The organism is Streptomyces sp. SKN60 (assembly GCF_026236535.1).
GTDB lineage: Bacteria > Actinomycetota > Actinomycetes > Streptomycetales > Streptomycetaceae > Streptomyces.
The window spans coordinates 276,060-297,140 of sequence record NZ_JAHTMW010000009.1 but is presented as its reverse complement, the minus strand read 5'-3'; the positions used below and the strand labels follow the sequence as shown (position 1 = coordinate 297,140).

Here is a 21,081-nt window from a genome sequence, read left to right as displayed (position 1 = left end):
GAGACATGGCCCAGGCCCGAGGCAACACCCGCCAGCGCATCCAGGACGTGGCTCTCGAACTCTTCGCCGAGCAGGGTTACGAGAAGACCTCGCTGCGCGAGATCGCCGAGCGCCTGGACGTCACGAAGGCGGCGCTTTACTACCACTTCAAGACCAAGGAAGACATCATCATCGGGATCTTCCAGGACCTGGCGCGGCCGATCGACGAGCTCGTCGCCTGGGCGGCCGAGCAGCCGCGCACCCTGGAGACCAAGAAGGAGATCCTGCGCCGCTACCACAGCGCCCTGACCGACGCGGCGCCGCTGTTCCGCTTCATGCACGAGAACCAGGCGACCGTGCGCGACCTCAGCATCGGGCTCACCTTCAAGGAGCGCTTCGTCGCGCTCAACGAGTTCATCCAGGACCCCGCGGCCCCGATCAAGGACAAGGTCCGCGCCGTGAGCGCGATCTTCGCGCTGCACGCCGGGACGTTCTTCATGCAGAACGTCGAGGGCGACCCCGAGGAGAAGCAGGAAGCCGTCCTCGAGGTCGCCCTCGATCTGATCGAGCAGGCCGAGCAGGCCTCACAGCGGTCCTGAGACCGCCGTCAGCGTCAGATGGAGACGCCGTGGGTCCGCAGGAAGGCGGCCGGGTTGATGGCGGAGCCGTAGTTCGGCGTGGTGCGGATCTCGAAGTGAAGGTGCGGGCCGGAGGAGTTGCCGGTGTTGCCCGAGAGGGCGATCTGCTGGCCAGCGGCGACCTTCTGGCCGATGTGGACCTTGATCTTCGACAGGTGGGCGTACTGCGAGTACGTGCCGTTGGCGTGCTTCACGACGATCGCGTTGCCGTACGCGGGGCCGTCGCCGCCGCCGTTCGGGCCGGCCTTCACGACGGTGCCGGCGCCGGCGGCCTTGACCGAGGTGCCGGTCGGGACGGCGAAGTCCTGGCCGGAGTGCTTGTGGGCCCACATGGCGCCGCCCTGGTTGAAGGTGGCGGACAGGGTGTAGGAGCTGACCGGCTTGACCCAGGACGCGGCCTTCTTGGCGGCGGCAGGCTTGACGGTCTTCGCGGCCTTCGCCTTGGCGACGGCGGCCTTGACCTGCGCCGCCTTCAGCTGCGCGGCCTTCGCCTGCGCGGCCTTCGCCTGCGCGGCCTTGACCTGCGCGGCGACCTTGGCCTGGGTGGCGGCCTGCTGGGCGACGGCGGCGGATGCGGCGACGTTCGTGGTGGACGCGACGGCGGCCTTGCCCTCGGCGGCGAACGCGGAGCCGGCTCCGGCCACCAGCGACGCTCCCAGACCCGCGGCGGCGAGGGCGACGGCGGTGGTACGGATGCTGGGCTTCATGACGCGCTTCGACATACGGGGGAGAACCTCCGGACAGAACGGGACCCGGCACCAGAGCGGTCGGCGCCGGGCTTGCTCATCCTTGGTAACCCGGACTCCCGGCCCGGGTAAAACACCCCATCTACGACATTGCGTCGTAGCGATCTCGCCGGGAATCAACCCGGCACCCCCTCGCGGACCGCGGCGCGAAATCGGACAAATGCGACCCGCGTAGACCCGTTTAACCCCATGTCGCGCCCGCCCCGAACCGCCCGAAACGCCCACCCGCGCCCGCTTCCGCCTTATCCGGGACCTACGTCCCGGCGGTTCGCCCCGAAAGGCCCGGATCACGGCGGAACGCCACCACTATTCCGCCTAGTACCGCCCGAAACGCCTGTGCGCCTTGTCACCACGCCCACCCCGCCATTGCGACCTGGGTCACGCGACCGAACCGTCCGGAACCCCCTCCACCACCGCTTTCGGCGGGCTAGCTTCCGAGGCATGACCGACACCACGCCCAAGATCGAACTGGCCGACGCCATCGCCTCCGTACGCGACGAACTCCTGACCGCCGCCCGCCGCGCCACCGGCCACCCCGTCTCCTTCGAGGTCGGCGACATCGAGATGGAGTTCACCGTCGAGCTCCGCAAGGAGGCGAAGGGCGGCGGCAAGGTCAAGGCCTGGGTCGTCGAGGCCGGCGCCGAGGCGAGCCGCTCCCGCGGCGAGACCCACCGGGTCTCCTTCACCCTGAAGCCGCGGAACGCGGCGACGGGCGGGGCGTGGCTGGTGGGCAGCGAGGAGGAGGCGGACGTCTCCGGCTTCGGCGGCGGCCTGTGAGCGTCCGCTCCGCGCTCGCGATCCTCGGCAGGCAGCAGGGCAGCGGGGTCCTCGTGGCCCCCGACCTGGTCCTGACCAGCGCCCATGTCGTCGGCGACGCCTTCAGCGCCCGGGCCGCCGCACCGGACCGGCCCCTGAAGGAGTTACGGGTGGTCTGGGTCGACCACGGCCTCGACGCCGCCCTCCTGCGCGCCGCCGAGCCCCTCGGCCCCGCACCCCGGCTCAGCGGGCTCACCACCGACCGCCCGATCCAGGGCTGCGAGATCCTCGGCTACCCCCGGATCCAGCGGTACGAGGGCCGGAAGCTGGACCTCGACCAGTTCACCGGCACCGTGCTGCCGCTGGCCGGGCGCATCCGGGGCCTCCTCACCGTCGAGCTGGACCATCCGCCCGTGACCGCCGAGGAACCGGACGGCCCCTCGCCCCTGGCGGGCCTCTCCGGCGCCCCCGTCTTCGCCGCCGACGGCCTCATCGGCATCGTCCGCTCCGTCCCCCGGGGCCGCGGCCACCGCCGCCTGGAGTGCGTCCCGCTGTCCACCGTCACGGCCCAGGAATCCGTACGGCAGTGGCTCCCCGACACCCTGCTGTCCCCGGCCGACGAACATCCCGCGGACCGGGCCTACGAGGCGGAGTACGCCGCGGCGGTCGGCGCCGCCTACCGCCGCACCCGGATCTTCGGCCTGGACGAGCTCGGCAAGCGCGCCTCCGAGTGGGACCTCGACACCGCCTACCTCTCCCTGGAGGCCACCGCCAGGACCCGGGAGACCGTCCCCGTACCGCGCAGGATCGACGACCTGCTCGCCGACCGGCCCCGCGTCCTGCTGCGCGGCGACGCCGGTGCCGGGAAGACCACCCTGGTGTGGTGGCTGGCCGCGCACGCCGCCGCCGGGACGCTCGGGCCGGGGCTCGCCGCGCTCAACGGGCTCGTCCCCTTCGTCGTACCCCTGCGCTCCCTCCGGGCCAAGGGCGCCGGCTTCCCGGCCCCCGGCGAGCTGCCCGGCGTCGCCGGACTCATGGTCGACGCGGCCCCGGACGGCTGGGCGGGGCGGGTGCTCGCCGCCGGGCGCGGGCTGCTGCTCGTCGACGGCCTGGACGAGGTCACCCAGGACGACCGCGACGACGCCCACACCTGGCTCAGCGGCCTCCTCGCCCGCTTCCCCGACACCCGGTGCGTGGCGACCGTACGCCCGCACGCCGTCGCCCCCGACTGGCTGGGCGCCGAGCGCTTCGACGAGCTGACCCTGCTCCCGCTGCGCGGCGAGGACATCCAGGCCTTCGTCACCGCCTGGCACGACGCGGCCCGCCTCGACGCCGACGCGTACGACCGGGCCGCCCTCGACGAGCTCGAACGCGACCTCGCCCAGCAGTTCCGCCACAACCCCAACCTCGCCGAGCTCGCCCGCACCCCGCTGCTGTGCGCGGTGATCTGCGCCCTGCACCGGCTACGGGACGGCCTCCTGCCCGAGACCCGCTGGGAGCTGTACGACTCCGCCCTCACGATGCTGCTCGGCACCCGCGACGAGCGCCGCCGGGTCGGCTCCCCCGACGGCATCCGCATGTCGGTCGAGGAGCACCGCCAGCTCCTCCAGCGCCTCGCCGTCCGTCTGGTCCGCACGGGCCAGACCGAGTTCACCCGCGAGCAGGCCCTCCAGCGCCTGGAGCACGACCTCCCCGGCATGCCGCGGATCCGGGCCCAGGGCACCCCGGAGGAGATCCTCACCCACCTGATCAACCGCAGCGGCCTCCTCCAGGAGCGCACGGACGACGTCTTCCAGTTCACCCACCGCACGTTCCAGGACTTCCTGGCGGCGAAGGAGCTCGTCGAGGACGACGCCCTCCCCGAGGCTCTGCTCAAGGCCCACGACCAGCAGTGGCACGACGTCCTACTGCTTGCGGCCGGCCACTGCCGGCGGTCGGACCTTCCCCTCCTGGTGGAAGGCCTCCTGAAGGCGGGCTCCGGGACGCGCAAGCGGGACCTGAAGACCACGCTGTACGTGATGGCGGCGCTGGCCGCGCAGCATGGGGCGTGGCTGGAGGAGGGCCTGCGGCGGCGGGTGCGGAAGGCGGTGACGTCGATGATCCCGCCGAGGAGTCCGGAGCAGCTGGTGCAGCTGTCGCGGCTGGGTGCGTACGTCCTCCCCCTCCTACCGGGGCCTGAGGAGGTTGCGAAGGACTCCGCCGATCAGATCGTCGACCTGATCGGCCTCATCGGCACAGCCGCCGGGCTACCCCATGCCCGCGCGTACGCGCGGGCAGGACAGTGGCGGATCTCGGTCCACTGGGAGCGGTTCCCAGCGGAGGCCTTCGCCCGTGACGTGCTCAGCCAGGTGCCGGACTCGAGCGTCATCACTGTGACCCGGGCGGAACAAGCGCGCCACGTTCGCCATGCCGCCCAGGTATCCATCTTGCATCTGCGCGGCAATCACCCCTCTGAAGTGCTGCGGCAAGCGCTGACGGGCTGGCGCCCACTCAGCATCCGCGTGTCCGCCAACGCTGTGCTCACCGACCTAGACGTGCTGCGATCCGTGGACTGCACCCGGCTCAGGATCCTGGAGCTGCTCGACTGTCCCATGGCGACGGACCTAACGGCCCTCGCCGACCTGAGCGGCCTGAAGCACTTTCGCCTAACCGCCTCCCGCGAGTCTCGGCCAGACCTGCGACCCTTCATCGGGCACACCGCCCACATCATGGTGACGGGCGTCCCCCGCAAGAACATCCTCGGCGCCGCCGCCCTCGGCGACCGCCTCACCGTCGAATAGCACCGCGCAACACAAAGGGGCGGCCCCGGAACCGTTTCCGGTCCCGGGGCCGCCCCTTACGCGCTACAGGCTCAGGCCCAGCGCAGCGTCACGTCACGCTTCCTTGGACAGGTTCGGACCCGCCCCGCCCGCCGCCTCGATCGGCGGCACGTCCGGCAGGGCCGACTTCTCCTCGCCGCGGAAGGTGAACTTCTGCTCCTCACCCTCGCCCTCGGTGTCCACGACCACGATGTGACCGGGGCGCAGCTCGCCGAAGAGGATCTTCTCCGAGAGGCTGTCCTCGACCTCGCGCTGGATCGTCCGGCGCAGCGGCCGGGCGCCCATGACCGGGTCGTAGCCCTTCTTCGCGAGGAGCTCCTTTGCGGACTGGGAGAGCTCGATGCCCATGTCCCGGTCCTTCAGGCGCTCGTCGACGCGGCTGATCATGAGGTCGACGATCTGGAGGATGTCGTCCTGGGTCAGCTGCGGGAAGACGATGATGTCGTCCACACGGTTGAGGAACTCCGGGCGGAAGTGCTGCTTCAGCTCGTCGCTGACCTTCGCCTTCATCCGCTCGTAGTTGGACTTCGTGTCGCCCTGGGCCGCGAAGCCGAGGTTGAAGCCCTTCGAGATGTCCCTGGTCCCGAGGTTGGTCGTCATGATGATGACCGTGTTCTTGAAGTCCACGACCCGGCCCTGGGAGTCGGTCAGCCGACCGTCCTCCAGGATCTGGAGAAGGGAATTGAAGATATCGGGGTGGGCCTTCTCGACCTCGTCGAAGAGAACCACGGAGAACGGCTTGCGGCGCACCTTCTCGGTGAGCTGGCCGCCCTCTTCGTAGCCCACGTATCCGGGCGGGGAGCCGAAGAGACGCGAGACGGTGTGCTTCTCGCTGAACTCCGACATGTCGAGGGAGATCATCGCGTCCTCGTCGCCGAAGAGGAATTCGGCGAGCGCCTTGGACAGCTCGGTCTTACCGACACCGGACGGGCCGGCGAAGATGAACGAGCCACCGGGACGCTTCGGGTCCTTCAGACCCGCTCGCGTACGCCGGATGGCGCGCGAGAGGCCGATGACGGCGTCCTTCTGGCCGATGACGCGCTTGTGGAGCTCGTCCTCCATGCGCAGCAGGCGGCTCGACTCCTCCTCGGTCAGCTTGAAGACCGGGATGCCGGTGGCGGTCGCGAGGACCTCGGCGATCAGCTCGCCGTCGACCTCGGCGACGACGTCCATGTCGCCGGCCTTCCACTCCTTCTCCCGCTTGGTCTTCGCGGCGAGGAGCTGCTTCTCCTTGTCGCGCAGGGAGGCGGCCTTCTCGAAGTCCTGCGAGTCGATCGCGGACTCCTTGTCCCGGCGGACGGAGGCGATCTTCTCGTCGAACTCGCGGAGGTCCGGCGGCGCGGTCATCCGGCGGATGCGCATCCGGGAGCCGGCCTCGTCGATCAGGTCGATCGCCTTGTCCGGCAGGAAGCGGTCCGAGATGTAGCGGTCGGCCAGGGTGGCGGCCTGGACCAGGGCCTCGTCCGTGATGGAGACCCGGTGGTGGGCCTCGTAACGGTCGCGCAGACCCTTGAGGATCTCGATCGTGTGCGGCAGCGACGGCTCGGCGACCTGGATCGGCTGGAAGCGGCGCTCGAGGGCCGCGTCCTTCTCCAGGTACTTCCGGTACTCGTCGAGGGTGGTGGCACCGATGGTCTGGAGCTCACCGCGGGCCAGCATCGGCTTGAGGATGCTGGCGGCGTCGATCGCGCCCTCGGCGGCGCCCGCACCCACCAGGGTGTGGAGCTCGTCGATGAACAGGATGATGTCGCCGCGGGTGCGGATCTCCTTGAGGACCTTCTTCAGGCGCTCCTCGAAGTCACCGCGGTAGCGGGAGCCGGCGACCAGCGCGCCGAGGTCCAGGGTGTAGAGGTGCTTGTCCTTGAGGGTCTCGGGCACCTCGCCCTTGACGATGGCCTGCGCCAGGCCCTCGACGACCGCCGTCTTGCCGACGCCGGGCTCGCCGATGAGGACCGGGTTGTTCTTCGTACGGCGGGACAGCACCTGCATGACCCGCTCGATCTCCTTCTCGCGCCCGATGACCGGGTCGAGCTTGGACTCGCGGGCCGCCTGGGTGAGGTTGCGACCGAACTGGTCGAGGACCAGGGACGTCGAGGGGGTGCCCTCGGCAGGACCGCCGGCGGTGGCGGCTTCCTTGCCCTGGTAGCCGGAGAGCAGCTGGATGACCTGCTGCCGCACCCGGTTGAGATCGGCGCCCAGCTTCACGAGGACCTGGGCGGCGACGCCCTCGCCCTCGCGGATCAGGCCGAGCAGGATGTGCTCGGTGCCGATGTAGTTGTGGCCGAGCTGGAGGGCCTCCCGGAGCGACAGCTCCAGGACCTTCTTGGCACGAGGGGTGAAGGGGATGTGCCCGGACGGGGCCTGCTGGCCCTGGCCGATGATCTCCTCCACCTGCTGGCGGACCGCCTCGAGCGAAATCCCGAGGCTCTCCAGGGCCTTAGCGGCGACACCCTCACCCTCGTGGATAAGGCCCAGGAGGATGTGCTCGGTGCCGATGTAGTTGTGGTTGAGCATCCGGGCTTCTTCCTGAGCCAGGACGACAACCCGCCGCGCGCGGTCGGTGAACCTCTCGAACATCGTTAATCGCTCCTCAGAGCGGTCAGTCAGTTAGGGGTCGATCCCCTCCCTGTCCTTCCGCAGCTTAGTCCCGCAAGCGGGGACCGCTCATTCCAACTGCCGACATCCGTCCGGATCACCCCCTTACTTCTTGGGGAGACCTGCTGCCGAACAGCCGACAAATGCTCCAACTCGATGGTGCGAGACGATGTTCCCGCAGGCCAAGCAGTTACCCACGCCTCCAGTACGCCGATGGCGAACGTGAGACGCTTCGGCCCGACTTCTGCCCGCGAGACGCCCCTCCTCACATGGAATGTCTTACCCGTAAGTACTGACACTCCATGCGGCGCACCCCGGGTCCCTCCGCTACGGGCGAACAACCTTGCGCGCTCGAATGCACCCGTACGCCCCCATCATGGACACTCTGCGCTCCGGATCAAGGACCGAGCGTGACCAAAGTCGCCCGTGGGCGTTCCCTCGGTATGACCATCGCCGTGCCCCTGCCCCGCACCCCGTCGGACGGCGGTGTGGCGCGGTGGTACGAGCACGAGCTCGGCTGGGCGACGGCGGCCGGGCCTCCGGTGCAGCTGGTCACGGGGCTGCGCTTCGACGTCCTCGAGCTGCCCGCGGCGGCCGGCCGCGGTGTGCTGCGCCGGGTGGGCGCGGCGACCGGTCCGGTGGCCCTGATGGGGCGGCGGATGCGGCTGCTCGTCGCGGCGGGAAGCGCCGAGGAGCTGCCCGGGCTGCTCGACTGGCTGGAGTGGCGCGGGATCTCACTGGATCTGGCGATGCTCGGCGCCGACGGCCGGATGACCGCCCCGGTGCCCCCCGGCGGGCGCCCGACCGGCCGGAGCGCGTACGGCGCGGCGCCCGGGCCCGCGGTGTGGCTGAGGGCCCCGGAGCCGGGGCGCGAGGTGGAGTCCTCGCTGCCGGCCCTGCGGCCCTCGTCGCGGAGCGGCGCCTCGGCCGACGGGGCCGCTCCCTGCCTGGTCAGGCTGGTGGCCGCGGCGGCCGCCGAGTGTCATCGGGCGCGACTGCTGAGTGCTGCCCGGGCCCACCGGCCGGAGCCGGCGGCTGCGGGGGCGGGCGGTCAGCGGTTGGCGTCCTCGTAAGCGGCCTTGATGTCGGCCGGCACGCGGCCGCGGTCGTTCACGTTGTAACCGTTCTCCTTGGCCCACGCCCGGATCTTCGCGGTGTCCTGGCTGCCGCCGGAGACGGCGACGCGGGCCTTGCCGCGGGCGCCGGCGGTGCGGCCACCGGTGCGTCGGCCACCCTTGGTGTACGGCTCGAGCAGGCCACGGAGCTTGTCCGCGTTGGCGGTGGTGAGGTCGATCTCGTAGGACTTGCCGTCCAGCGCGAACGTCACGGTCTCGTCCGCCTCGCCGCCGTCGAGGTCGTCGACAAGAAGGACCTGAACCTTCTGTGCCACCGGATTTCCTTTCATCGAAAATGCAGTACGCGGAAAGGAAACCGCTTTTCCCGGAAAAACACAAACCCCTGGCAGAGGTTCAGAACCTCGGCATCGCGGGAAACGTGCGCGATTCGGACATAGGCACTCCGAAGCACTCGGCCCCGGGCCCGTCTCACAGGTGCAGAAGCATCCGGCTGTTGCCCAAGGTGTTCGGCTTCACTCGTTCGAGACCGAGGAACTCCGCGACACCCTCGTCATAGGAACGCAGGAGCTCGCTGTAGACATCTCCGTCGACCGGAGTCTCGCCGATCTCGACGAAGCCGTGCTTCGCGAAGAAGTCCACTTCGAAGGTGAGGCAGAAAACCCGGCGGACACCGAGCCAGCGCGCGGTGTGCAGCAACTTGTCGAGCACCTGATGTCCCACTCCGGCGCCCTTGAAGTCGGGATCGACGGCGAGAGTGCGGACTTCGGCGAGGTCTTCCCACATCACGTGCAGCGCGCCGCAGCCGACGACGGTGGCGTCGTCGTCGCGTTCGGCGACCCAGAACTCCTGGATGGCCTCGTAAAGCGTCACGGTCGCCTTGTCGAGGAGGATGCCGCGGCGCACGAACGGATCGACGAGCCGGCGCACCGCGGCGACATCGGAGGTACGAGCGCGGCGCACGGTGACGGCACGGGCGGAAGGCGCCGGCGAGAAGGATGACGCGGATGACATGGGGGGACGTTATCGCCCGGGGCCTTCCGTCTCCTCGCCGCCCTCGGTGCCGGCGGGGGGCGGATCGGGGTTGTCGCGCTGGACGATACGGATGGCGTCGTTCAGCGCCTCGCGCTGTTCGGGCGACATCATGCCGAAGAAGGCGACGAGGGCGGCGGCGGGGTTGTCGCTCTGCGCCCAGGCCTCGTTCATGAGCGCGGCCGAGTAGGCGGCGCGGGTGGAGACCGCCGTATATCGATAGGCGCGGCCTTCGACTTCCCGGCGCACCCAGCCCTTCTGATGGAGATTGTCCAATACCGTCATGACGGTGGTGTAGGCGATGGACCGTTCCTGCTGGAGATCCTCCAGGACTTCCCGGACGGTCACCGCGCGGTTCCATTGCCAGACGCGGGTCATGACGGCGTCTTCCAGCTCTCCCAATTGACGGGGCACGGCGCCACCTTAGTGCGAGATCACCGAATATACGTCCATTTATGGATGAAACGCCCCGGGAGACAGCAAAAAGGACGTACGGCCGGGCACTGCCGGTCGTACGTCCTCGGGCGCCGCGACTACGGGGCGGGGGTGCCGTCCTGCTGGCGGGCGGCCTCGGCGCGGGCGAGGGCGGCGTCCACGGCGGCGTCCTCCTTGGCCTTGTTGGGCCCGCCCTGGGTCTTCACGATCACGACGATCAGGGCGATGAAGAAGGCCGCCATCACCACGGGGGGAACGAGCGCGGATACGTAGTCCATGGCGTCCAGCGTAGCTATCCGGCGGCGCGTTCCTCGGGCGGGGGCGGGGGTACGGGGCGGCGGCGCGGCGGGAACACCTCGGAGGGCTTGGGCACGGGCTTCTCGCCCGGCGCGGGCGGCTTCGGGGCGTTCGGGGCGGGCTTGGCCGGGCCGGACGGCGCCGGCGGCTTGGGCCGCTCGTCGGCGGCCCGCCCGCCGGGCAGCGCGAGCAGCCGGGCGCGGGGCCGCGCCGTCGCCTGGGTGACCCGGGCGAGCCGGGCCCGGACGGATCGTTCCGCCAGGACCTGGCAGCGGGCGAGCAGGCCGGCGGCCCGCGCGTTGCCCCGGAGCGCCCGGAGCGCGGCGAGGTCGTCGACCCCGGGGTCGTACCCCGCGGCCAGGGCGTCCTGGAGCAGCTCCAGATAGCCGCCGAGAGACCCGGGCAGGGCCTGCCGGTACCGGACCAGATCGTCGACGAGGAAGGCGCGCAGCCGCCCGGCCTCGCGCACGGCCTCGTCCACGGAGTCGGCCAGACGCAGGCAGTCCTGCACGTCGTCGTCCTGAAGGGGGGCAGGGTTCAGCGCGGTGGCGAGCGCGCGTCGGAGCACCCGCAGCTCGTCCGCGCTGAACGCCATGCCGCCGCGGGATCCGTAGGGCGTGGGCATGGACCGACGATACGCGCTAATCGGACAAATCCGCCCCTTCTCGATCTTCGCGGCGGCGGAATCAAGCCGTACGGCGCAATGGGAGGCGGGTGCGGCCCTCAGGGCCCGGCCCCGGGGGCCGGGCCACCGGCTACATCCGCGGCGCGTTGCGCTCGTAGACCAGGCGGAGGCCGATCAGGGTCAGCCAGGGCTCGTGGGCGTCTATCTCCTTCGAGTCGGCGAGGACCATGGGGGCCAGGCCGCCGGTGGCGATGACCGTGACGTCGGAGGGGTCGCCGGTCGGGCCGACGAGTTCGCGCTTCATGCGGGCGACGACGCCGTCGACCTGGCCCGCGTAGCCGAAGACGATGCCGGACTGCATCGCCTCGACCGTGTTCTTGCCGATCACGCTGCGCGGACGGGCCAGCTCGATCTTGCGGAGCATCGCGCCCTTCACGCCGAGCGCCTCGACGGAGATCTCGATGCCCGGGGCGATCGCGCCGCCCGCGTACTCGCCGCGCGTCGTGATCGCGTCGTACGTCGTCGCCGTGCCGAAGTCGACCACGATCGCCGGGCCGCCGTACATGTCGACCGCCGCCACCGCGTTGATGATGCGGTCGGCGCCGACCTCCTTCGGGTTGTCCGTGAGGACCGGGACGCCCGTCTTGACGCCCGGCTCCACCAGGACCGCCGGCACGTCCCCGTAATAGCGCCGGGTGACCTCGCGCAGCTCGTGCAGCACCGAGGGGACCGTGGCGCAGATCGCGATGCCGCCGATGCCGTCGCTCAGCTCGACGCCGAGCAGCGGGTGCATGCCCATCAGGCCCTGCAGCAGGACCGCCCACTCGTCGGCGGTCCGGCGCGGGTCCGTGGAGATGCGCCAGTGCTCCACGATCTCCTCGCCGTCGAAGAGACCGAGGACCGTCTGCGTGTTGCCGACGTCGATCGTGAGCAGCATCAGGCGTCGACCTCGCGCAGGTCCAGGCCGATGTCCAGGATCGGGGAGGAGTGGGTGAGGCCGCCCACCGCGAGGTAGTCGACGCCGGTCGCCGCGTACGCCGCCGCGTTGTCCAGGGTGAGCCGGCCGGAGGACTCCAGGACCGCGCGGCCGGCGACCAGGGCGACCGCCTCCTCCGTCTCGATCGGCGTGAAGTTGTCGAGCAGGATCAGGTCGGCGCCCGCGTCCAGGACCTCGCGGACCTGGTGCATCGTGTCGACCTCGACCTCGATCGGCACCTCGGGGAACTGCTCCCGGACGGCCTTGAAGGCCTCGGCGACGCCGCCCGCCGCCACCACGTGGTTGTCCTTCACGAGGGCCGCGTCCGCAAGGGACATGCGGTGGTTCACGCCGCCGCCGCAGCGCACCGCGTACTTCTCCAGGGCGCGCAGGCCCGGCGTCGTCTTGCGGGTGTCGCGGACCTTCGCCTTCGTGCCCTCAAGGGCGTCCGCCCACGCGCGCGTGGCGGTCGCGATGCCGGACAGGCGGCACAGGATGTTCAGCGCGCTGCGCTCACCGGTCAGCAGGTCACGGGTGCGGGCGGTGACGCTGAGCAGCTTCTCGCCCGCCGCGACCCGCGCGCCGTCCTCGACGTGCCGCTCGACCTCGAACTCGTCGGTGCAGACGATCGACAGGACCGCCTCGGCGACCCGAAGGCCCGCCACCACACCGGCCTCGCGGGCGGTGAAGTCGGCCGTCGCGACGGCGTCCTCGGGGACGGTCGCCACGGTCGTCACGTCGACCCCGCCGTCGAGGTCCTCCGCGATCGCGAGGTGCGCGATGTCCTCGACCTGCACCGGGTCGAGCCCCGCGTCGGCGAGCAGCCCGGCGAGCGCCGGGTCGAGGCCGCACTCGAACTCGTCGGCCTCGCCGCAGCCGCAGCCGTCGCCACAGCCGCCCGCGGCCTCGGCCCCGGACTCGGCCGGGACGGCGCTGATCTGGATGAGGGGGACGTCCACGGGCTCCGGACGTGCTTCTTCGGGCGTGGTCACGACTGCGGCTCCCAGGGTGCGTCGACGGTTACGGCGTCGGGGGTTACGGGCGGAAAGTCCGCGCCGGTGGTGCGGTGCACCGCCAGGCGGCGGTCGGGCGTCAGGCGTACGACGAGATGACGGCGCCAGGCCGCGTCGTCCCGGTCGGGGAAGTCCTCGCGCCAGTGGCAGCCGCGGGTCTCCGCGCGCTCACGGGCGGCGGCCACCAGGACCCGGGCCACGCACAGCAGATTGGTGGTCTCCCAGGAGTCCACGCCCGGCTCGGCGGCCTTGCGCTCGTCCTCGGCGCCGCGGCGCAGCACCTCCAGGGCGTCGGCGGCCCCGGCCAGGCTCTCGGCGGAGCGCAGCACGCCCGCGCCGGCGGTCATGGTGCGCTGCACCTCGCGGCGGGTCTCGGGGGCGAGCAGGCTGAGCACCGTGGAGGTGTCGGCCACCGCCGGGCGGCCCTCGCGGTGCGGGCCGTGCGCCGTGATGTCGGCGGCGATCCGCTCGGCGAAGACCAGGCCCTCCAGGAGCGAGTTCGAGGCGAGCCGGTTCGCGCCGTGCACGCCGGTGCAGGCGACCTCGCCGCACGCGTACAGGCCGGGGACGGTGGTGCGGCCGTGCAGGTCGGTGCGGACGCCGCCGGAGGCGTAGTGGGCGGCCGGGGCGATCGGGATCGGCTCGGTGACCGGGTCCATGCCGTGCGAGCGGCAGGCGGCCAGGATGGTCGGGAAGCGCTGCTCCCACATCTCGGCGCCGAAGTGCCGGGCGTCCAGGTACATGTGCTCGGCGTCCTGCTCCAGCATCCGCCGCGTGATCGCCTTGGCGACGATGTCGCGGGGCGCGAGCTCGGCCAGCTCGTGCTGCCCGAGCATGAAGCGGACCCCGTCGGCGTCGACGAGATGGGCGCCCTCGCCCCGTACCGCCTCGGAGACCAGCGGCTGCTGGCCCTCGGAGTCGGCGCCGAGGAAGAGCACCGTGGGGTGGAACTGGACGAATTCGAGGTCGGAGACCTCGGCCCCGGCGCGCAGCGCGAGGGCGACGCCGTCGCCGGTGGAGACGGACGGGTTGGTGGTGGCGGAGAAGACCTGGCCCATGCCGCCGGTGGCGAGGACCACGGCGGGGGCGTGGACGGCGCCGACGCCGTCGTGCTGGCCCTCGCCCATCACGTGCAGGGTGACGCCGGCGGTGTGGCCCGTCTCGTCCTTGAGGAGGTCGAGCACGAGCGCGTGCTCGATGAAGCGCACGCCCCGGTCCCGTATCGCCTCGACCAGGGCGCGGGAGACCTCGGCGCCGGTCGCGTCGCCGCCGGCGTGCACGATGCGGCGGCGGTGGTGGCCGCCCTCGCGGGTCAGCGCGATCGTGCCGTCGTCGGCCTTGTCGAAGTGGGCGCCGGTGGCGATCAGCCGGCGGACCGCGTCGGGGCCCTCGGTGACCAGGACGTCCACGGCCGGCTCGTCGCACAGCCCGGCGCCGGCGACGAGGGTGTCGTCGAGGTGCTGCGCGGGGGTGTCGCCGTCGCCGAGCGCGGCGGCGATGCCGCCCTGCGCCCAGCGGGTGGAGCCGGCGTCGAGCCGGGCCTTGGTGACGACGACCGTGCGCAGCCCGGCGGAGGTGCAGCGCAGGGCGGCGGTGAGGCCCGCGACACCGGAGCCGACCACGACGACATCCGCGTCGATGGACCATCCGGGGGCGGGCGCGTGCAGCCGTATTCCGGTCACTTCACGACTCCGAACGTGAGGGGGATGTTGTCGATGAGCCGCGTGGTCCCCACCCGCGCGGCGACGGCGAGGATCGCCTCTCCGTCGTGGCCGTCCTCGACCTCGGTGAAGTCGGCCGGGTCGACCAGGGCCAGATAGTCCAGGGCGAGCGGCGGCTCGGCATGGCACGCGTCGTCCAGTACGGCACGGGCGGCGGCCCGTACGGCCTCGGCGCCCCGGCCCTCGGCGGCCTGGGCGACCGCGTGGGCGTCGGCGGCGGCGCGGGCCTCGCCGAGCCGGGACAGCGCCTCGGCGCGGTTCTCGGCCCGGCCGGGGTCGCCGAGCAGCGCGTCGGCGCGGGCGCGCAGCGCCGCCTGGGCGGCGAGCCGGTCGCGGGCGGCGAACAGCGCCCGGGACAGCGCGAGGGCGGTGTGGCGCTCCTCGGGCGACAGATAGCGGTTGCGGCTGGACAGGGCGAGGCCGTCGTCCTCGCGGACGGTCGGCACGCCGACGATCTCGACCGGGAAGTTCAGGTCGCGGACCATGCGGCGGATCAGGGCCAGCTGCTGGGCGTCCTTCTGGCCGAAGAAGGCCAGGTCGGGGCCGGTGAGGTGAAGGAGCTTGGCGACGACGGTGAGCATGCCGTCGAAGTGCCCGGGCCGGGAGGCGCCTTCGAGGCGCTCGCCCATGGGGCCGGCGGTGATCCGCACCTGCGGCTCGCCGCCGGGGTAGACCTCGTCGGCGGAGGGGGCGAAGACCACGCTGGCACCGGCCGCGAAGGCCAGCGCCAGGTCGGCGTCGAGGGTGCGGGGGTAGCGGTCGAGGTCCTCGCCGGCGCCGAACTGCAGCGGGTTGACGAAGACGGTGACGACGACGAAACCGTCGGCGCCGACCCGCTCGCGGGCGGCCCTGATCAGGGTGGCGTGGCCCTCGTGGAGGGCGCCCATGGTCATGACGACGGCGTTGCGTCCGGGCGCGCCGAACCGCGACCTGGCGTCCGCCAGTTCCGCGGCCGTGGGGGCCAGCTCACCCGGCTGGTGGCGCCCGGCGCTCTGCTCGGCGATCAGGCTCATCGGTCGTCTCCTTGCGGCCCGTCGGCGGGTCCGGTCGTGCCGCTGGTTCCGGTCGGGCCCGGCGGGGTGTCGGCGGCGAGCACGCCGAGCAGGTCCTCGGCCAGCTCGGGCTTGAGCAGGCCGTGCGCGAGGGCGCGGTCGGCGGTCGCGCGGGCCATCGCGAGATAGCCGGCGACGGTGCCGGGGGCGTGCTTGTGCAGCTCCGCCACATGGGCGGCGACGGTGCCGGCGTCACCGCGGGCGACGGGGCCGGTCAGGGCGGCGTCACCGGACCGCAGCGCGTTGTCCAGGGCCGCGCCGAGGAGCGGGCCGAGCATCCGGTCGGGCGCGGACACGCCGGCCGCGCGGAGCAGCTCCATGGCCTGGGCGACCAGGGTGACCAGGTGGTTCGCGCCGAGGGCGAGGGCCGCGTGGTAGAGCGGCCGGTTCGCCTCGGCGATCCACTCGGGCTCGCCGCCCATCTCGATGACCAGCGCCTCGGCGGCGAGCCGCAGCTCCTCGGGCGCGGTGACGCCGAAGGAGCAGCCCGCGAGCCGCTGCACGTCCACCGAGGTGCCGGTGAAGGTCATGGCCGGGTGCAGCGCGAGCGGCAGCGCACCGGCCCGGCGGGCCGGGTCGAGCACCCGCACCCCGTACCGCCCGGAGGTGTGCACGAGGAGCTGCCCGGGGCGCACCGCACCGGTTTCGGCCAGGCCCTCGACGAGGCCGGGCAGGGCGTCGTCGGGGACGGTGAGCAGGACCAGGTCGGCGAGGGCGAGCACCCGGGCGGGCTCGACCACGGGGACGTCCGGCAGCAGGGCCGCGGCGCGCCTGCGGGAGGCGTCGGAGACCGCGGAGACGGCGACGGGCCGGTGTCCGGCGAGCTGGAGTGCGGCGGCGAGGGCAGGGCCCACGCGTCCGGCGCCGACGACTCCGACGGTGAGCCGGGCGGGGCGGTCCTCGGCGCGGTCCGCCTGCGGGTGCCGGGGTTCTGGTGGTGCGTTCACGGTTTCGGGTCGGCCTTCCGTTCCAGTCCTCGGGGGGTACCGGACGATTTCTGGTCATGCTACGCCAGCGTTTCGCGCTCGCCCGTGGCTGTCCACAGGGTGTGGGCGGCGGTGTGATGATCTGCTCATGGAGGATCAGAACGAGACCGAGAACAGCACCGCGCAGGAGTCGGGGCCGGCGTACCGGGCCCGGGTGTGGGGCGGCGCCCCGCGCAAGCTGTGGAACGCGCCGATGGACGGCACCGTGGGCGCGCGGCTGCGCAACCTGGCGGACTGGGCGGACGGCTCCGGCCGCGCCGGACTGCCCCTCGACATGTACGGCAACGGGGTCGTCGAGGAACTGGAGCAGCGGGTCGCCGAGGAGCTCGGCATGCCCGCCGCGGCCTTCTTCCCCACCGGGACCATGGCCCAGCAGGTCGCCCTGCGCTGCTGGGCCGCCCGCACCGGCGACCCGGTGGTCGCGCTGCACCCGCTGGCCCACCCCGAGGTGCACGAGAACGGCGCCTTCGCCGCGGTCAGCGGCCTGCGCACGGTCCACCCCACCGACGAGCCCCGGCTGCCCACCGCCGACGAGGTGCGCGACCACCCGGAGCGCTTCGGCGCCCTGATGCTGGAGCTGCCGCTGCGGGACGCCGGCTTCGTGCTGCCCAGCTGGGACGAGCTGGTCGCCGTCGTCGACGCGGCGCGCGAGCGGGACGCGGTCGTCCACTTCGACGGCGCGCGGCTGTGGGACTGCCCGACGCACTTCGGGCGCCCGCTCGCGGAGATCGCCGGGCTCGCCGACAGCGTGTACGTGTCCTTCTACAAGTCCCTCGGCGGCCTGTCCGGCGCCGCCCTCGCCGGACCCGACGAGCTGATCGAGGAGGCGCGGATCTGGCGGCACCGGTACGGGGGCCAGGTCTTCCAGCAGTACCCGGCCGCGCTTTCCGCGCTGCGGGGCCTGTCCGAGGAGCTGCCCCGCCTGCCCTCGTACGTCGCCCACGCGCGCGTGGTGGCCGCCGCCGTCCGCGACGCCCTCGCGGAGCCGGGCGGCCCCGGCTGGTTCCGGGTCCACCCGGAGGCCCCGCACACCCACCAGTTCCAGGTCTGGCTCCCGTACGACGCCGACGCCCTCACCGCCGCGGCCCTCGCCCAGGCGGAGGAGACGGGCACGACCCTCTTCCGCCGCTGGTTCCCCGCCCCCGCGGGCGGCCCGCCGGGGGTCGCGGCGACGGAACTGACGGTGGGCGGGCCGGGCCTCGCGTGGACGGCGGCCGATGTGCGCGCGGCGGTACGCGACTTCCTGGCGCGGCTGTAGCGGCGCGACTTGCGGGGCCTGGGCCTCTTGGGCCTGGGCGCCCAGCCCGAGGGCGAGGCGCGGGCGGGCCCAACGAACGGCGCCCCGTGCCGGGGCCTGCGCTTCCCCGCCTTGTGCCGGCACCGCGAGGGCACCGCGCGGGCATCGCCCCCGCCTCACTCCGTGTGGGCATTCGTCCCGCTGGGGCGTGGGGGTCCCCCCGGCGAAGCCAGGGGGAGGGTGGGCACACGGGACGGCGCCTATGCGGGCGCGTTCCGCACCCGGGCCTGGACCCGCACCACGAGCACGGCGCCCTCGTGCTGGGCGTTCAGGCGCGGAAGCCTAGGCCCGGCAACGGGCGCCGTCCGTTGTGCCCACCCTCCCCCTAGGGCTTCGCCCTGGGGGGACCCCCAGCCCCTGCGGAACGTATGCCCACAACGGCGGGGCGGCCGGAGCACCCCCCACGCCACCACCGCACCACCGCCCGCACCACCGCAAGCTCACCCGCTCCCGGCACCGGCGGCGCGGGGCTCCCGTGCTGCGCGGCGCGGTACGTGTCCAGGGCGTGTTGCTGAAGAGCGTTCATGGAGTCACCGTGCGGCCGGGGACGACCGCGGCGCGCGCCGATTGACGCGGGTCGTCAAACGGCGCGACAGCACCCGCCGTGGACCCCGCACCATAGGGGGGTGAGCGTGAGCATCGACATCACCGGACTGCCGCCCGAGCGGATCACCTTCTGCCCGTCGCCCCTGGCCGAACTCGCCAACGCACTGCACGCGCTGGCCGAGCCGGCCCACCACGCCCGGCTGCACGCGTGGACGACGGCGACCTCGGCCGCGCTGAAGCCGGAGCTGGCGGACCGGCTCCTGGAGGCCGACTTCATGTGGCGGTCGACGCGCTCCGACTTCCTGATGCCGGCGCAGCCCCGGGAGACCCTGGCGGAGGAGCTGGACGACCTCGACCGGATGGACGACGAGACCTTCGTGGGCGCGGCCCTGGAGATCTCGTGCAGCACCAACCACTACCCGAAGGGCCTGCCGTCGCCCCTCACCGACGCGTGGTCGCGGCGCCGGGCGCTGGATCTGGCGGCGGCGCGCGGCCCGCGCCAGGCCGCGTTCGTGGAGCGGATGCTCGCGGATCCGACCGCCACGCGCGCGTGGATCCGGCGCCTGATGGAGGACTGCGAGGACGCGTTCTTCGGCGACACCTGGCGCCGGGTCCGCGTCCAGCTCGCCGCCGACGCCCGGCACAAGACGGAGCTGCTCCGCCGCAAGGGCCTCGCGGAGGCGCTGACGGCGGCGTCGCCGGCGCTGAGCGTGGAGGAGGACGAGCACGGCGGCCGCCGGATCGTCGTGGACAAGCTGGTGCACGGCCGCACCGAGGCCCACGGCAGCGCGGTGACGCTGCTGCCGAGCGTCTTCGGCTGGCCGCACCTGTTCGCGCTGTACGCGCCCGGCTGGCAGCCGGTGATCCAGTACCCGGTGGCCACCCAGGAGATCGGCGGCACCGAGTCCGTGGAGACGGTGCGGCTGCGCCTGGAGGCGCTGGCGCACCCCATGCGGATGAGCCTGTGCCGGAACCTGTCGCGCAGTGCGTACTCGACGAGCGAGCTGGCGGACGCGTACGGCATCACGGCCCCGGAGGTGTCCCGGCACCTCTCGCTCCTGAAGAAGGCGGGGCTGCTGACCACGCAGCGGCGCGGCCGGTACGTGCTGCACCAGCTGGACTTCTCGGCGGTCGCCCGCCTGGGCAGCGACTTCCTGGAGTCCGTACTCCGCTGACCGCAGCTAGTCGAAGCGGATGTGGGCCAGACCCACCCGCATCCGCCGCAGCCGGTGCCGCACCCGCCCGTCCCTGTTCGGCGCGATCGGCAGTCCGGCCAGCCCCGCCACCCGCTCGGCGACCTGCGGCACGGTCAGCTCGTCCGTACGGATGTGGTCGGCGAACTCCGGGCCGGCGAGCCGCTCCAGGCAGCCGTCCAGCTTCCGTACGGCGAAGCTCTCGCGCTTGAGCCCGCGCCCGAGGCCCCGCTCGCTGAGCCGCTTCAGAACCCGCTCCCGCTCCGCGAGCAGCGCGAAGTGCCGGACCCGGTCCGCGCCGTGAGCGTCCCGCAGCCGCCCGACGACCTCCGCGAAGTACGCGGGCTCGACGAGCGTCATGGGCACGATCACCGGCCCGTCGTGGTGGCGGCGCAGCGCCAGGTCGAGGACGTCGTATACGCCCTGCCGCCAGGCCGGCAGGTCCTGGAAGTCCCCGCGCAGCGCCTCCGGCAGCGTGCGGTGCAGGCCGAAGCCGATGTGCTCGGGGTCGCAGACAACGCTGCCGGGCAGCCGGCGGCGCAGCTCGTACGCCGTCTGCGTCTTGCCGCCGCCGAACGGCCCGTTGATCCACAGCAGCATGTCAGCGGCCCCCCGCACCCCCGGCACCCCCGGCCCGCACCAGCCCCGTCTCGTACGCGAGCACCACCACCTGCACCCGGTCGCGCAGGCCCAGCTTGGTGAGGATGCGGCCGACGTGGGTCTTGACGGTGGCCTCGGAGAGCACGAGGCGGGCGGCGATCTCGCCGTTGGACAGGCCCTGCGCGACGAGCAGCATGACCTCGCGCTCGCGGTCGGTGAGCTTGTCCAGGTCCTTGTGGCCGGTGTCCTGGCCGCTCGACGGCAGCATCGGCGAGAAGCGGTCGAGGAGCCGGCGGGTGGTGGACGGGGCGACGACGGCGTCGCCGCTGTGCACGGAGCGGATCGCGCCGAGCAGCTCGGCCGGCGGCACGTCCTTCAGCATGAAGCCGCTGGCGCCCGCCTTGAGCCCGGAGAAGGCGTACTCGTCGAGGTCGAAGGTGGTGAGGATCAGCACCTTCGGGGCGTCGGGCGCGGAGCAGATCCGGCGGGTGGTCTCCACGCCGTCCAGCTTCGGCATGCGCACGTCCATCAGGACGACGTCGACCTCGGTGCCGCGCAGCGCCTCCAGGGCCTCGACGCCGTCACCGGCCTCCGCCACGACCTCCATGTCCGGCTGGGCGGCGAGCACCATGCGGAAACCGGTGCGCAGCAGCACCTGGTCGTCGACGAGCATCACGCGGATGGACATGCAATGACTCCTTA

General features: G+C 72.5%; 20 protein-coding genes. 6 read left to right on the top strand and 14 right to left on the bottom strand.

The window, feature by feature from the left end:
- Positions 1 to 5 precede the first annotated feature (5 nt).
- Complete coding sequence (locus tag KV205_RS17775; RefSeq protein ID WP_265865353.1) at positions 6 to 578, top strand: TetR/AcrR family transcriptional regulator; 573 nt, start codon at positions 6 to 8, stop codon at positions 576 to 578.
- A gap of 14 nt (positions 579 to 592) precedes the next feature.
- On the opposite strand, the gene KV205_RS17770 is transcribed toward KV205_RS17775, so the two are convergent.
- Entirely contained in the window at positions 593 to 1,339 is a 747-nt protein-coding gene (locus KV205_RS17770) for a M23 family metallopeptidase (RefSeq protein WP_265865352.1), read from the bottom strand.
- Positions 1,340 to 1,804: 465 nt separating this feature from the next.
- On the opposite strand from KV205_RS17770, the gene KV205_RS17765 reads away from it, so the two are divergent.
- Positions 1,805 to 2,140 (top strand): trypco2 family protein, encoded by a 336-nt coding sequence (locus tag KV205_RS17765; protein WP_265865351.1) that lies wholly within the window; start codon positions 1,805 to 1,807, stop codon positions 2,138 to 2,140.
- Complete coding sequence (locus KV205_RS17760; RefSeq protein WP_265865350.1) at positions 2,137 to 4,899, top strand: serine protease; 2,763 nt, start codon at positions 2,137 to 2,139, stop codon at positions 4,897 to 4,899. The genes KV205_RS17765 and KV205_RS17760 overlap by 4 nt, the downstream gene beginning before the upstream one ends.
- A gap of 93 nt (positions 4,900 to 4,992) precedes the next feature.
- Here KV205_RS17760 and KV205_RS17755 read toward each other — a convergent pair whose 3' ends face one another.
- Positions 4,993 to 7,515 (bottom strand): ATP-dependent Clp protease ATP-binding subunit, encoded by a 2,523-nt coding sequence (locus tag KV205_RS17755; protein ID WP_265865349.1) that lies wholly within the window; start codon positions 7,513 to 7,515, stop codon positions 4,993 to 4,995.
- Between the two features lie 461 nt (positions 7,516 to 7,976).
- Here KV205_RS17755 and KV205_RS17750 point away from each other — a divergent pair, with 461 nt between their 5' ends.
- A complete protein-coding gene (locus KV205_RS17750; RefSeq protein WP_265865398.1) occupies positions 7,977 to 8,606 on the top strand; it encodes an SCO3374 family protein in 630 nt (209 codons plus the stop codon).
- On the opposite strand, the gene KV205_RS17745 is transcribed toward KV205_RS17750, so the two are convergent.
- The 10 genes from KV205_RS17745 to KV205_RS17700 form a co-directional block, all read right to left on the bottom strand.
- Positions 8,585 to 8,923, bottom strand: coding sequence for an Lsr2 family protein (locus KV205_RS17745; RefSeq protein WP_265865348.1), 339 nt, complete (start codon positions 8,921 to 8,923; stop codon positions 8,585 to 8,587). The two genes, KV205_RS17750 and KV205_RS17745, sit on opposite strands and share 22 nt — an antisense overlap.
- A gap of 154 nt (positions 8,924 to 9,077) precedes the next feature.
- On the bottom strand, positions 9,078 to 9,620 hold the full coding sequence (locus KV205_RS17740; protein WP_265865347.1) for an amino-acid N-acetyltransferase: 543 nt from the start codon (positions 9,618 to 9,620) through the stop codon (positions 9,078 to 9,080).
- A gap of 9 nt (positions 9,621 to 9,629) precedes the next feature.
- Positions 9,630 to 10,052 carry a BlaI/MecI/CopY family transcriptional regulator gene (locus KV205_RS17735; RefSeq protein WP_265865346.1) on the bottom strand — a complete coding sequence of 141 codons (423 nt, stop codon included), beginning with the start codon at positions 10,050 to 10,052 and terminating at the stop codon, positions 9,630 to 9,632.
- Positions 10,053 to 10,171: 119 nt separating this feature from the next.
- On the bottom strand, positions 10,172 to 10,351 hold the full coding sequence (locus KV205_RS17730) for a hypothetical protein (RefSeq protein WP_265865345.1): 180 nt from the start codon (positions 10,349 to 10,351) through the stop codon (positions 10,172 to 10,174).
- Between the two features lie 14 nt (positions 10,352 to 10,365).
- Positions 10,366 to 10,965, bottom strand: a complete 600-nt coding sequence (locus KV205_RS17725) for a hypothetical protein (RefSeq protein WP_265865397.1) — start codon at positions 10,963 to 10,965, stop codon at positions 10,366 to 10,368.
- A 160-nt stretch (positions 10,966 to 11,125) separates the two neighbouring features.
- Positions 11,126 to 11,932: a type III pantothenate kinase gene (locus tag KV205_RS17720; RefSeq protein WP_265865344.1), complete on the bottom strand. Its 807-nt coding sequence runs from the start codon at positions 11,930 to 11,932 to the stop codon at positions 11,126 to 11,128.
- Complete coding sequence (nadC, locus tag KV205_RS17715) at positions 11,932 to 12,963, bottom strand: carboxylating nicotinate-nucleotide diphosphorylase (protein WP_265865343.1); 1,032 nt, start codon at positions 12,961 to 12,963, stop codon at positions 11,932 to 11,934. Before nadC ends, KV205_RS17720 begins: the two co-directional genes overlap by 1 nt.
- On the bottom strand, positions 12,960 to 14,666 hold the full coding sequence (locus KV205_RS17710; protein WP_265865342.1) for an L-aspartate oxidase: 1,707 nt from the start codon (positions 14,664 to 14,666) through the stop codon (positions 12,960 to 12,962). The genes nadC and KV205_RS17710 overlap by 4 nt, the downstream gene beginning before the upstream one ends.
- Entirely contained in the window at positions 14,663 to 15,718 is a 1,056-nt protein-coding gene (gene panC / locus KV205_RS17705; RefSeq protein ID WP_265865341.1) for a pantoate--beta-alanine ligase, read from the bottom strand. Before panC ends, KV205_RS17710 begins: the two co-directional genes overlap by 4 nt.
- Complete coding sequence (locus tag KV205_RS17700) at positions 15,715 to 16,704, bottom strand: Rossmann-like and DUF2520 domain-containing protein (RefSeq protein WP_265865340.1); 990 nt, start codon at positions 16,702 to 16,704, stop codon at positions 15,715 to 15,717. The genes panC and KV205_RS17700 overlap by 4 nt, the downstream gene beginning before the upstream one ends.
- Positions 16,705 to 16,831: 127 nt before the next feature.
- Between KV205_RS17700 and KV205_RS17695 the strand changes: the two genes are divergently transcribed.
- Positions 16,832 to 18,001, top strand: coding sequence for a low specificity L-threonine aldolase (locus KV205_RS17695; RefSeq protein ID WP_265865339.1), 1,170 nt, complete (start codon positions 16,832 to 16,834; stop codon positions 17,999 to 18,001).
- Positions 18,002 to 18,666: 665 nt separating this feature from the next.
- The gene (locus tag KV205_RS17690) at positions 18,667 to 19,761 is read left to right on the top strand and encodes a DUF5937 family protein (RefSeq protein ID WP_265865338.1); all 1,095 of its coding nucleotides are present in this window, start codon (positions 18,667 to 18,669) and stop codon (positions 19,759 to 19,761) included.
- A 6-nt stretch (positions 19,762 to 19,767) separates the two neighbouring features.
- Here the strand turns inward: KV205_RS17690 and KV205_RS17685 are convergent, their stop codons facing one another.
- Both KV205_RS17685 and KV205_RS17680 read right to left on the bottom strand, forming a co-directional pair.
- Positions 19,768 to 20,379, bottom strand: a complete 612-nt coding sequence (locus tag KV205_RS17685; protein WP_265865337.1) for an AAA family ATPase — start codon at positions 20,377 to 20,379, stop codon at positions 19,768 to 19,770.
- Position 20,380: 1 nt separating this feature from the next.
- A complete protein-coding gene (locus KV205_RS17680) occupies positions 20,381 to 21,067 on the bottom strand; it encodes a response regulator transcription factor (protein ID WP_265865336.1) in 687 nt (228 codons plus the stop codon).
- Between the last annotated feature and the right edge of the window lie 14 nt (positions 21,068 to 21,081).

Bases quoted from the DNA above. Each gene is read 5' to 3' on its own strand.
- KV205_RS17775 (WP_265865353.1), top strand. From the start codon at position 6: ATGGCCCAGGCCCGAGGCAACACCCGCCAGCGCATCCAGGACGTGGCT.
- KV205_RS17770 (WP_265865352.1), bottom strand. From the start codon at position 1,339: ATGTCGAAGCGCGTCATGAAGCCCAGCATCCGTACCACCGCCGTCGCC.
- KV205_RS17765 (WP_265865351.1), top strand. From the start codon at position 1,805: ATGACCGACACCACGCCCAAGATCGAACTGGCCGACGCCATCGCCTCC.
- KV205_RS17755 (WP_265865349.1), bottom strand. From the start codon at position 7,515: ATGTTCGAGAGGTTCACCGACCGCGCGCGGCGGGTTGTCGTCCTGGCT.
- KV205_RS17750 (WP_265865398.1), top strand. From the start codon at position 7,977: ATGACCATCGCCGTGCCCCTGCCCCGCACCCCGTCGGACGGCGGTGTG.
- KV205_RS17740 (WP_265865347.1), bottom strand. From the start codon at position 9,620: ATGTCATCCGCGTCATCCTTCTCGCCGGCGCCTTCCGCCCGTGCCGTC.
- KV205_RS17730 (WP_265865345.1), bottom strand. From the start codon at position 10,351: ATGGACTACGTATCCGCGCTCGTTCCCCCCGTGGTGATGGCGGCCTTC.
- KV205_RS17725 (WP_265865397.1), bottom strand. From the start codon at position 10,965: ATGGCGTTCAGCGCGGACGAGCTGCGGGTGCTCCGACGCGCGCTCGCC.
- KV205_RS17720 (WP_265865344.1), bottom strand. From the start codon at position 11,932: ATGCTGCTCACGATCGACGTCGGCAACACGCAGACGGTCCTCGGTCTC.
- panC (WP_265865341.1), bottom strand. From the start codon at position 15,718: ATGAGCCTGATCGCCGAGCAGAGCGCCGGGCGCCACCAGCCGGGTGAG.
- KV205_RS17695 (WP_265865339.1), top strand. From the start codon at position 16,832: ATGGAGGATCAGAACGAGACCGAGAACAGCACCGCGCAGGAGTCGGGG.
- KV205_RS17685 (WP_265865337.1), bottom strand. From the start codon at position 20,379: ATGCTGCTGTGGATCAACGGGCCGTTCGGCGGCGGCAAGACGCAGACG.
- KV205_RS17680 (WP_265865336.1), bottom strand. From the start codon at position 21,067: ATGTCCATCCGCGTGATGCTCGTCGACGACCAGGTGCTGCTGCGCACC.